General features: G+C 68.2%; 10 protein-coding genes and 1 tRNA gene. 7 read left to right on the top strand and 4 right to left on the bottom strand.

Going from position 1 to position 7,813, the window contains the following annotated elements:
- The first annotated feature begins 63 nt into the window (after nt 1–63).
- Together purS and purQ are read left to right on the top strand one after the other, a co-directional pair.
- Nucleotides 64–306, top strand: coding sequence for a phosphoribosylformylglycinamidine synthase subunit PurS (gene purS, locus QP045_RS14720; RefSeq protein WP_422515750.1), 243 nt, complete (start codon nt 64–66; stop codon nt 304–306).
- A complete protein-coding gene (gene purQ / locus QP045_RS14725) occupies nt 303–968 on the top strand; it encodes a phosphoribosylformylglycinamidine synthase subunit PurQ (RefSeq protein ID WP_422515751.1) in 666 nt (221 codons plus the stop codon). Before purS ends, purQ begins: the two co-directional genes overlap by 4 nt.
- A 16-nt stretch (nt 969–984) precedes the next feature.
- On the opposite strand, the gene QP045_RS14730 is transcribed toward purQ, so the two are convergent.
- Entirely contained in the window at nt 985–1,707 is a 723-nt protein-coding gene (locus tag QP045_RS14730) for a queuosine precursor transporter (protein ID WP_422515752.1), read from the bottom strand.
- Nucleotides 1,708–1,789: 82 nt separating this feature from the next.
- Here QP045_RS14730 and QP045_RS14735 point away from each other — a divergent pair.
- Nucleotides 1,790–1,866, top strand: a tRNA-Arg gene (locus tag QP045_RS14735).
- Nucleotides 1,867–1,883: 17 nt separating this feature from the next.
- On the opposite strand, the gene QP045_RS14740 is transcribed toward QP045_RS14735, so the two are convergent.
- Together QP045_RS14740 and ada are read right to left on the bottom strand one after the other, a co-directional pair.
- The gene (locus QP045_RS14740) at nt 1,884–2,465 is read right to left on the bottom strand and encodes a cysteine hydrolase family protein (protein ID WP_422515753.1); all 582 of its coding nucleotides are present in this window, start codon (nt 2,463–2,465) and stop codon (nt 1,884–1,886) included.
- Nucleotides 2,466–2,507: 42 nt separating this feature from the next.
- On the bottom strand, nt 2,508–3,572 hold the full coding sequence (ada, locus tag QP045_RS14745; protein WP_422515754.1) for a bifunctional DNA-binding transcriptional regulator/O6-methylguanine-DNA methyltransferase Ada: 1,065 nt from the start codon (nt 3,570–3,572) through the stop codon (nt 2,508–2,510).
- A 122-nt stretch (nt 3,573–3,694) separates the two neighbouring features.
- Here ada and QP045_RS14750 point away from each other — a divergent pair, with 122 nt between their 5' ends.
- Entirely contained in the window at nt 3,695–4,723 is a 1,029-nt protein-coding gene (locus tag QP045_RS14750) for an oxidoreductase (protein ID WP_422515755.1), read from the top strand.
- Nucleotides 4,724–5,111: 388 nt separating this feature from the next.
- Entirely contained in the window at nt 5,112–5,618 is a 507-nt protein-coding gene (locus tag QP045_RS14755) for a MucR family transcriptional regulator (protein WP_422515761.1), read from the top strand.
- Nucleotides 5,619–5,622: 4 nt separating this feature from the next.
- Here the strand turns inward: QP045_RS14755 and QP045_RS14760 are convergent, their stop codons facing one another.
- A complete protein-coding gene (locus tag QP045_RS14760) occupies nt 5,623–6,219 on the bottom strand; it encodes an alpha-ketoglutarate-dependent dioxygenase AlkB (protein WP_422515756.1) in 597 nt (198 codons plus the stop codon).
- 90 nt (nt 6,220–6,309) lie between these two features.
- On the opposite strand from QP045_RS14760, the gene QP045_RS14765 reads away from it, so the two are divergent.
- Entirely contained in the window at nt 6,310–6,813 is a 504-nt protein-coding gene (locus QP045_RS14765; RefSeq protein WP_422515757.1) for a chemotaxis protein CheW, read from the top strand.
- Nucleotides 6,810–7,813, top strand: a 1,004-nt coding sequence (locus QP045_RS14770) for a CheR family methyltransferase (protein WP_422515758.1), incomplete at its 3' end; no start/stop codon positions are given. The genes QP045_RS14765 and QP045_RS14770, both read left to right, overlap by 4 nt.

Below are 7,813 nucleotides of genomic sequence, written 5' to 3' on the forward strand. Positions count from 1 at the left end.
GCAGGCACGCCGGGGCCATAGGCGCCCCAACCATCATTCTTCCAAAGATTGCCCCGAGGTCCCATGAAACTCCGCATCATCGTGACGCTCAAGAACGGGGTGCTCGACCCGCAGGGCAAGGCGATCCAGCACGCGCTGGGTTCGCTCGGCTTCGAAGGTGTCGCGGATGCCCGCGTCGGCAAGCTGATCGAACTGGACGTCGCCGACGACACCAGCGACGAGGCCATCGATCAGATGTGCCGCAAGCTGCTCGCCAACACGGTGATCGAGAACTACCGCATCGAACGCCAGGACGCCGTGGCGTGAAGACCGCGGTCGTCGTCTTCCCCGGCTCGAACTGCGATCGCGATGTCGCAGTCGCGCTCGAACAGGTGACCGGCCAGGCGCCGGCGATGGTGTGGCACGGCGACACCGATCTGCCGGACGGCATCGGCCTGGTCGCGGTTCCCGGCGGCTTTTCCTACGGCGACTATCTGCGCTCCGGCGCGATTGCCGCCCGCTCGCCCGTGATGCGCGCAGTGGTCGAGGCCGCAGGCCGCGGCCTTCCCGTGCTCGGCATCTGCAACGGCTTCCAGATCCTGACCGAGACCGGCCTCTTGCCGGGTGCGCTGATGCGCAACGCCGGGCTCAACTTCGTGTGCCGCGATGCGCCGCTGACGGTCGCGAACGCGACCTCGCGCTTCACCCGTGGTTATGCCGAGGGCGAAAATGTCATCTTCCCGGTCGCGCACCACGACGGCAATTACTTCGCCGACGAGGACACGCTGAACCGGCTCGAGGGTGAAGGCCAGGTGGCGTTCCGCTACGCCGGCGTCATCAACGGATCGGCGCGCGACATCGCCGGCGTCCTAAATGCCCAGGGCAATGTGCTCGGCATGATGCCGCACCCGGAGCGTCGGGTCGAAGCCGCGCACGGCGGCACCGACGGACGCCGCCTGTTCGAGGGACTGGTCGAAGCGCTCGCCTGAGCGGGCGCTTCTCCCTTCACGCCTTCAGCCGGAACGGCGAGAAGTCGGTGTTCCGGTCGTACACGTCGACGCCCTCCGCGCGTTTCAACCGGTTGACGACCGCGTAGGTCGCCGGCGTTAGCACCACTTCCCAGCCGACCTTCAGCGCCCAGTTGGTCGCCATCACGGTCAGCACCTGGCTGGTCGGCCACACCCCCAGGAACGCCGCCGGATAAAAGATCAGGCTGTCCGCCCCCTCCCCCAGGATGGTCGAGCCGATCGTGCGCGCCCACAACATGCGCCCCTCGGTCAGCAGCTTCATCCGCGCCATCACATAGGCGTTGACCAGTTCCCCGACCCAGAAGGCCGCGACCGAAGCAAAGACGATCCGCGGCACCTGCCCGAACACCGCCTCATAGGCGCGCTGCCCTTCCCAGCCGGGTGCCGGCGGCAGCGCGACCACGACGGCCGACATCAGCGCCATGAACAGCACCGCGGCAAAGCCGGCCCAGACGCAGCGCCGCGCGCGGGCATAGCCATAGACTTCGGTCAGCACGTCGCCGAGCACATAGGAGATTGGGAAGAACAGGATACCGGCGCCGAACACGAAGCCGCTGAACGGACCTTCGCCGCCGATGACCGCGACCTTGCCCGCGCCCAGCACATTGGAAAGCAGCAGGATCGCGACGAACGCCGCCATCGCAAAGTCGTAGAAGCGAAATCCGGACACGCTGCGCGCATCCGCGGGTACCGGCTTCATGCTGCCTCTTTTCCAGGAACCGCCGCCGCGGTTATGAGGACGGTTCCGCCGCGGCGCAATGCGCGCTAACGACGCTGAACGCGCGCCCGTAGCTCAGTTGGATAGAGCACGAGCCTTCTAAGCTTGGGGCCGCTGGTTCGAATCCAGCCGGGCGCGCCACTTCCCCCTTCGGCCGATCAGCCGAGGCGCACCGCCTCACCCGCGAAGTCTTGCGCAAGCACCTGCTCGATCGGCCGCGCGATCCCGCGGGTCAGCGCCTGCGGCACCGTCACGCGAAAGCCGCGCGCGACCAGTCCGTCGATCGCCCAGCGCACGCAATAGTCCGCCGCCACGCCGGTCACGGTCGCGTCTTCCACGCCGCTCTCGCGCAAGTCGGCGAAGAAAGCGTCACGATCCGCATTGGCGCCGCCCGCGACGGGCTGCAGTTCCAGGCCGGGCTCTTCCCACATGGCGAAGACGCCCTTCTCCAGCCGGTAAACCGGGATCAGCGGGTCGATACCCTCCGGATCGAGCACATTCTGCCAGCCCGCCGTCTCGCGCACGCAGTGGATCGGGAACTGGGCCGCCTCGGGCAGGCTCGCGTAGGTCTCCGCGAAATGCGTGTCGAAGGTGAAAAGCACGGCGGCGGTGTCCGCGGGTGACAGGCCGGCGAGCCACGCACGCATGGGTTCGGCGAGTACGTCCGCGCCGGCAACAGCGAGCGCACCATCCGGATCCATGAAATCCGCCTGTGTATCGACCACCAGCACCACCTTCACGCGCATCTCCTTCTTCGCCTGACATTCACCCGTGCGGCACCGTCACCTCTGACGGGCGGCAGCCTCGCGGTCCAGCAGCGCCCGCTTGCGCTCGGTGCCCCAGCGATAGCCGGACAAGGCTCCGTCGCTGCGTACGACCCGGTGACACGGAATGGCGAGTGCATGGGCGTTGGCAGCGCAGGCGCCGGCCACCGCCCGCACGGCCTCCGGCGCCCCGATCCGCTGCGCAATCTCGGCATAGCTCGCGGTCTCGCCGGCCGGGATCGCGCGGAGCGCTTCCCAAACGCGACGTCGAAAGGCCGTGCCGCGGATGTCGAGCGGCAGGGTGAGCGTGCCGCGCGGCATCTCCACAAAGGCGACCACCTCCGCCACCGTGGCGGCAAAACCGGCTCCGCCGGGCTCAAGCTGCGCGTGGGGAAAGCGGCGGCGAAGGTCGACGAGCAGAAGATCGGGATCGTCTCCCAGCAACAACGCCGCAATCCCAGCGGTGCTGGCGGCAATCAGCAACTGCCCCAGGCTGGTCTGGGCGGTCGCGTGGCGCAGCGTTTCGGCCGCCCCGCCACGCCGGTACACCGCCGGCTTCATCCCCAGCACCGCCTCGGCCTCCGCATAGAAGCGGCCGCTCGAGCCATAACCGGCGGCGTGGAGAGCCTCGGTCACGGGCGCTCCCGCCTCCAGCGCCTCTCGAACCCGCGCCGCGCGGTGTTCGGCGGCATAGGCACGCGGACTGACCCCGGTCGCGGCCTTGAACACCCGCTGGAAGTGCGCGGGGCTCATGCCAGCTGCCTCCGCGAGTTGCGCGAGTGTCGGCGGCGCCTCCGCCTGTTCGATGGTGCGGCATGCCGCCTCGATCCGTCCGGTCCTTGCCTCCCCGGGAGTAGCCGCATCGGGCTCGCAGCGCAGGCACGCACGGGCACCCGTGCGCCGCGCCTCCGCCAGCGAGGCGTGGATGCTCACGTTCCGGGGATTGGCGGTGCGCGATGGGCAGGATGGGCGGCAATAGACGCCGGTGGTCGCCACCGAATACCAGAACTCCCCATCGGCACCCGCGTCGCGGGCGACGATGCGGGGCCAGCGCGGGTCTTCCGCTGATACATGCTGTGTCATCGCGACCTCCTGCCCCTGCTTGCCCAAAGCCACGGCCCGGCGCACTCCGTTCCTTGCGCTCCAATCAAAGATAGTGGCACGCGCGGGCGCCGCCATGACCGGGCCGCAGGAGGAGACCAACCATGTTCAACGTCGGGCTGATCGGCTTCGGGCTTGCCGGACGCGCCTTTCATGCGCCGCTGATCGCCGCCACCCCGGCGCTCCGGCTGAAGGCGGTGGTCACTTCCCGTGCCGACGAGGTTGCGAGCCTCTACCCCGGGGTGGAAGTCACGCCCTCGCCGGAGGCGCTGCTCGCCGACGCCGCGATCGACGTGGTGGTCGTGGCGACCCCCAACGACACCCACGCGCCGCTCGCTCGTGCGGCCCTTGAAGCGGGCAAGCATGTGGTGGTCGACAAGCCGTTCGCGCTGACAGCTGCGGACGCCCGCGCCCTCACCGCGCTGGCCGATGCACAGGGGCGGATGCTCACTGTCTTCCACAACCGGCGCTGGGACGCTGATTTCCGCACCGTCGAACAACTCCTGCGCGATGGCACCCTGGGCGAGGTGCAACTCGCGGAACTGCGCTGGGACCGCTTCCGGCCGGCGATCAAGCATGGCTGGCGAGAGACTGCCCGGCCAGGCGGCGGCCTGCTCGCAGACCTGGGGCCGCACTTGCTGGACCAGGCGCTCCGCTTGTTCGGCCGGCCGGAAGCCGTGTCTGCCGACATCATCCGCCAACGTGCCGAGGCGCAAGTCGACGACTATTTCGAACTTACGCTCCATTATGGCGCGCGCCGGGTCATCGTCGGCGCAGCATCGCTGGTGGCGGCCGCCCGCCCCCGCTTCGCGCTGCACGGCACGCGCGGCAGCTTCGTCAAGCACGGCATCGACCCGCAAGAGGCAGTGTTGAGAGCCGGCGGCAGACCCACCGACCCTGGTTATGGCGAGGAACCGGAAACCGCCTGGGGTTTGCTGATTGATGACAATGGTAGCGAACGGCGCATCCCCAGCCTCGCTGGAGAATGGCCGCGCTTTTACGAACAGGTTGCCGCCGCAATTGCCGGCGATGCGCCTGCCCCTGTCCCGCCGGCCGATGCGATTGCCGGGCTGGACTTGCTGGAGCTTGCGCGCCAGTCCGCACGCGAAGGCCGGCGCCTGCCTGTGGGTTGAGGGTGATCGCCGAAATTTCTTTCGGGGCGCGCGTGCGACCTCATCTTCTTGCTGTATTCGACCACCGCAAGTATGCGCGCCGGCCGCGTCCCACCGCGTGTTGGGCAGTGACCTTGTATCCCGCAAGAATTCCCAAGAACAAATCGCTCCATTGCGCCAATTACGGATAGCAACTTGGTCGCGTCGAGGCGAAATCGGTGCTCCACTGTTAATCGCAAATAAATGTGATTATGGCAGGGGGTACGGCGCGCGTGTTCAGGTTCAACCGGTGCATGATGCTGCGAACGCACTTCGGGTTCGGCGCGGCGGAGGCTAACCGGCGGTTTTCTGAAAGTTGACGCGCTGCACAAAAGTTTTCTACGGCGCGCGCATGAACGGAGAAACCAAGATGCCCGAAGACGCTTCTGAATTGAACGCAGTTGAGCTCGCAACCGAGCTCACGATCGCGTGGCTCAACAATGCGAACAATCGCGTATCGGCAGAAGATGTACCGGCCTTCCTCCAGACGATGCATGCTACCGTCGTCGGCCTGAGCGGCGGCGCATCTTCCGAACAGGTTGAGGCTGCGCCCGCGGAGGAATACACGCCGGCCGTTTCGGTGCGCAAGTCGCTTGCGTCGAAGGACCATATCCTGTCGATGATCGACGGCAAGCCGTACAAGACGCTGCGCCGTCACCTCGCCGGCCACGGCCTGACGCCGGAGCAGTATCGCGAGCGCTACAATCTCAAGGCCGATTATCCGATGGTCGCCGAGAATTACTCGCAGAGCCGCCGCGACATGGCCAAGCGCATCGGCCTGGGTCGCAAGCCCCGCGCTGCCAGCGACGACGCCGGTGCCTCGGAGGGCGCAACCAAGCGTCGCGGCCGCAAGCCCAAGGACGCGACCGCGGAATAACCCTTCAGCCCTGGTCCTGTGCCGATGCGCGCAGGCCCAGGGCCGACAGGCTGCGGAACGTGACCGACCAGCGCGGCCGCTCTACCGGCGCGATCCCATGCTCCCATTCGTGGCGCGCCTCGCCCGACAGGTGGTAGATCGACCGTGGAGCCAGGGACAGCGACCGGCGATCAAAGCCGGTCGCGGTTCGCTGCCGCAGGCGCAGCGCCACAGGCGCGCCCAGCGACACCCCCACGACATGTCCGAACATCGGCCGGTCGCGATGCCAGCCGATCCCCGCCCCCGGATCATAGCGAATGAGCAGCGCCTGCTCGAGCGCTGAGGCGGCGATGCCGGCAAAGGTCGCGGCGCGCTCGCGAAGCGGCAGCAGGAACTCGGGCATCGGCAGACCGGGCGCGGCCTTCCCGCGATCGAAGTCATAGCTCCACCCGAAGCTGGCAGTCAGCCGCTTGCCGGTCCAGCCCTGGAACCGGAACGGCGTCAGCTCGCAGGCGTCGATCGCCGCGATCATCGCCGCTTCCTCCGCCGCGTCGAGCACCTCTTCCCCATAGGCGAGGCCCGGCAGCAGCGGGGTTTCGAAGAGATCGAACTGGTTCGGCATCACGCGCCCCACATAAGAACCCGCCGCTCCACGGCAAAGAAGCGTCTAGCGGGGAGACGGGCCGGGAACACCGCGTTATAGGATCGCGCGATGCCTCACGCCGCCCCCGATCCGCTGCTGCTGTTCCGTGCCGGAGACCATCGGCTCGCGCTGCCGGTGCGGGACGTGCGCGAAGTGCTGCCGCTGCTTCCCATCACCCGTCCGCCGACGCTGCCGCGCCCGCTCGCCGGCTTTGTCGACGTACGTGGGGAGACGCTGCCGGTGCTCGCCCCGGCCCTGCTGTTCGACGAGGGCGGGATGCTCGGCACGCTGGACCTTTTCTCGCATCTGATCCGTCCGCACGGCCCCGCGGCTACCACCCCCTGCCTGCTGGTCGATCGCGTGGAGGACATGGTCGTCCCCGAAGCGGATGCGGTTCGCCCGGTCGAGCCCGATGCCAGCCATAATGGCGCAATCCTGGCCGAAGTGACCCTGCCCAACGGTCCTGCCCATCTGCTGTCGCTGGCCCGGTTGCTGAGCGAAGCCGAGCGGGCGCGGCTGGCGGCACTGTCGGCGCAGGCGCAGGCGCGCGCCGCAGACTGGGCGGTCGGGTGAGGCTGGCCCCGGTACGCAGTGCGCTGCCTGTCGCGCCCGTCGATGATCCGGCCTTCATCGGCATCAAGGCGCGGATCGTCGAGCGTACCGGGCACCATTATTACGTCGACAAGGACGACCAGCTGTTCGAGCATGTCGCCCGCCGAATGGCCGCGACCGGCACCGAAGCGCTGGCCGACTATGCCGCCCGGCTTGCGGATCCCGGCACCGGCCCGGCAGAGTGGCGCGCGCTGGAAAGCGCGATCACCATCAACGAGACCTTCTTCTTCCGCTTCGCCGAACAGTTCGACGTCCTGCGCCGGCATATCCTGCCCAGGCTGGTGCGCGAGCGGCGTGGCCGGCGCCAGCTGCGCGTGTGGAGCGTCGGTTGCTCGACCGGGGCAGAGGCGCACTCGGTTTCCATCCTGGTGCGCGACTTGCTGGGGGACGATGTCGCCAACTGGAAGATCGGCATCACCGGCACCGACATCGATGACGCTGCCATCGCAACCGCGCGCGAGGCGCGCTACACCGCCTGGGCGCTCCGCACCCTGGGCGATGCCGAGCGCGAGCGGCTGTTCGATCAGGAGGGCGATCGCTGGCGCCTGAAGGCACGCTATCGCGGTCTCGCACGGTTCGAACACGCCAACATGATGAAGCTGCTGGAGGACGACGCGCCCCTGCAGTTCAATGCGTTCGACGTCATCCTGTGCCGCAACGTGCTCATCTATTTCCGCAGCGACGTGGCAAAGCAGCTGGTCGGGGCGCTCGTGCGGCGCCTCTCCCCCACCGGACTGCTCTTCATCGGCCATGCCGAACCGAGCCCCGAGTTCGCGGAGGTCGCAAAGCCGGTCCAGATCGATGGCGTGCTCGCCTATGCACGGCTGGACGGACAGCCGGTCCTGCCGGCTGCGCCGCGCGCGCCGTTCCCGGAGGTCGTACCATGGCCGGCCCCGGCGGCCGCACCGGCTGAGGCACCCGCACCGCCGGTTCCCCCGCCGCCACCACCGCTCCCTGAGCC

The organism is Sphingomonas sp. 3-13AW (genome assembly GCF_049311085.1).
Classification (GTDB): Bacteria; Pseudomonadota; Alphaproteobacteria; order Sphingomonadales; family Sphingomonadaceae; genus Sphingomonas.

Coding starts and splice junctions, on each gene's coding strand:
- QP045_RS14755 (WP_422515761.1), top strand. CDS start 5,112: ATGCCCGAAGACGCTTCTGAATTGAACGCAGTTGAGCTCGCAACCGAG.
- QP045_RS14730 (WP_422515752.1), bottom strand. CDS start 1,707: ATGAAGCCGGTACCCGCGGATGCGCGCAGCGTGTCCGGATTTCGCTTC.
- QP045_RS14765 (WP_422515757.1), top strand. CDS start 6,310: ATGCCTCACGCCGCCCCCGATCCGCTGCTGCTGTTCCGTGCCGGAGAC.
- QP045_RS14760 (WP_422515756.1), bottom strand. CDS start 6,219: ATGCCGAACCAGTTCGATCTCTTCGAAACCCCGCTGCTGCCGGGCCTC.
- ada (WP_422515754.1), bottom strand. CDS start 3,572: ATGACACAGCATGTATCAGCGGAAGACCCGCGCTGGCCCCGCATCGTC.
- QP045_RS14750 (WP_422515755.1), top strand. CDS start 3,695: ATGTTCAACGTCGGGCTGATCGGCTTCGGGCTTGCCGGACGCGCCTTT.
- purS (WP_422515750.1), top strand. CDS start 64: ATGAAACTCCGCATCATCGTGACGCTCAAGAACGGGGTGCTCGACCCG.